General features: G+C 71.6%; 1 protein-coding gene. It reads right to left on the reverse strand.

Annotated features, from left to right (window positions below):
- Positions 1 to 137: 137 nt before the first annotated feature.
- A complete protein-coding gene (locus tag FNQ90_RS23235) occupies positions 138 to 1112 on the reverse strand; it encodes a tetratricopeptide repeat protein (RefSeq protein WP_182608143.1) in 975 nt (324 codons plus the stop codon).
- Between the last annotated feature and the right edge of the window lie 267 nt (positions 1113 to 1379).

A 1379-nucleotide genomic window follows, 5' to 3' on the forward strand; every position in this document is an offset into this window, starting at 1 on the left:
GTCCCGGCACGGGAGGATCCACCCGCCACCGAGGGGACGAAGGTCATGGGCGCGCCACGACGCGACGCCCCGGCCCGCCGGGAGCGGCGGACCGGGGCGTCGGGGTCGCGGGGTTCCGGGGTCGCGGACCCCTCGGGTCAGAAGAGGACGCGGCTGAGCGCACCCCGTGCCGAGACCACCCTGGGGTCCTCGGAGCCGACCACCTCGAACAGTTCCAGCAGGCGCACCCGGGCGGCGTTGCGGTCCTCCCCGACCGACCGCCGGACGGTGTCCACCAGTCGGGCGAAGGCGTCCTCCACGTGACCGCCGGCCAGATCCAGGTCCGCGACCGCCAACTGCGCCCCGACATCCGTCGGGTCGTCGGCGGCCTTCTTCCGGATCTCCCGGCCATCGCCCAACTCCTGGATACGGTTCAGGAGTTGAGCCTGCCCCAGTCCCAAACGGGCCTCGGTGTTGCCCGGGTCGGCGGACAGGACGTTCTCGTAGGCGCGGATGGCTCCGCCGAGGTCACCGGAGTCCAGCGCGTCGTGCGCGGCGGCGAGGGCGGGGTCCGAGGGCGGCTCGGGCGCCGCCATCGGCTGCTGCCCGGCGGCCGGGTCCACCGGCGCCCCGGTGATCCCGAACCGCTGCTCGGCCGCGAGAATGAGCTGGTCCAGCACCTCCCGGATCTGCGCCTCGGGAGCCGCCCCCTGGAACAGGGGCAGGGCCTGTCCGGCGATCACGGCGAAGACCGCGGGAATGCCCTGGACACCGAACTGCTGGAACAGCATCTGATTGCGGTCGACATCGATCTTCGCCAGCACGAAGCGGCCGGCGTACTCCCGGGCCAGGTTCTCCAGGATCGGACTCAACTGCTTGCACGGCTGGCACCATTCGGCCCAGAAGTCGATGACCACGGGAACCTCGGCGCTGCGTTGCAGCACCTCCTGCTCGAAATCCGCCTCATCGACATCGATCACGAGGGAGACGGCTCCGGCGGCGGGAGCGCCCTCCCCCACCGGTTCGGTCGCGCGCCGGGCACGGGCCTCCTCGGCCTTCTGCTTGGCCTCGGCCGCCGCCTTGACCGCGGAGAGATCGACGGCACCGCTCATCGGCATGTTGCGTGGCTGCATGGGAACAGTCTCCCCCCTTCACCGCCCGATCGGGGACGCGCACCGGCGACACCCGGGGACGGGTCCTCATCCGGATGGTTCCGCCGCGATCCTACGCAACTCTCCGTGATCGAAGTCAAGGAGTTCCGCGCACCGCCGGGCCCCTCCGGGCACGCCGGGAAACCGCCGGTGGGTCGGGGTCCACCCCGATGTGGCGAAGAGCACCCGCAGAAGACCACCCGCCCCCGGCACCGCTCCTGTCTCTTTTACACATCTGACGCCGCCGAC

Origin of the sequence: Streptomyces alkaliphilus (assembly GCF_014141535.1) — a bacterium.
Taxonomy (GTDB): domain Bacteria; phylum Actinomycetota; class Actinomycetes; order Streptomycetales; family Streptomycetaceae; genus Streptomyces; species Streptomyces alkaliphilus.

Excerpts from the sequence above, each read along its gene's own strand:
- FNQ90_RS23235 (WP_182608143.1), bottom strand. The coding sequence starts at position 1,112 with ATGCAGCCACGCAACATGCCGATGAGCGGTGCCGTCGATCTCTCCGCG.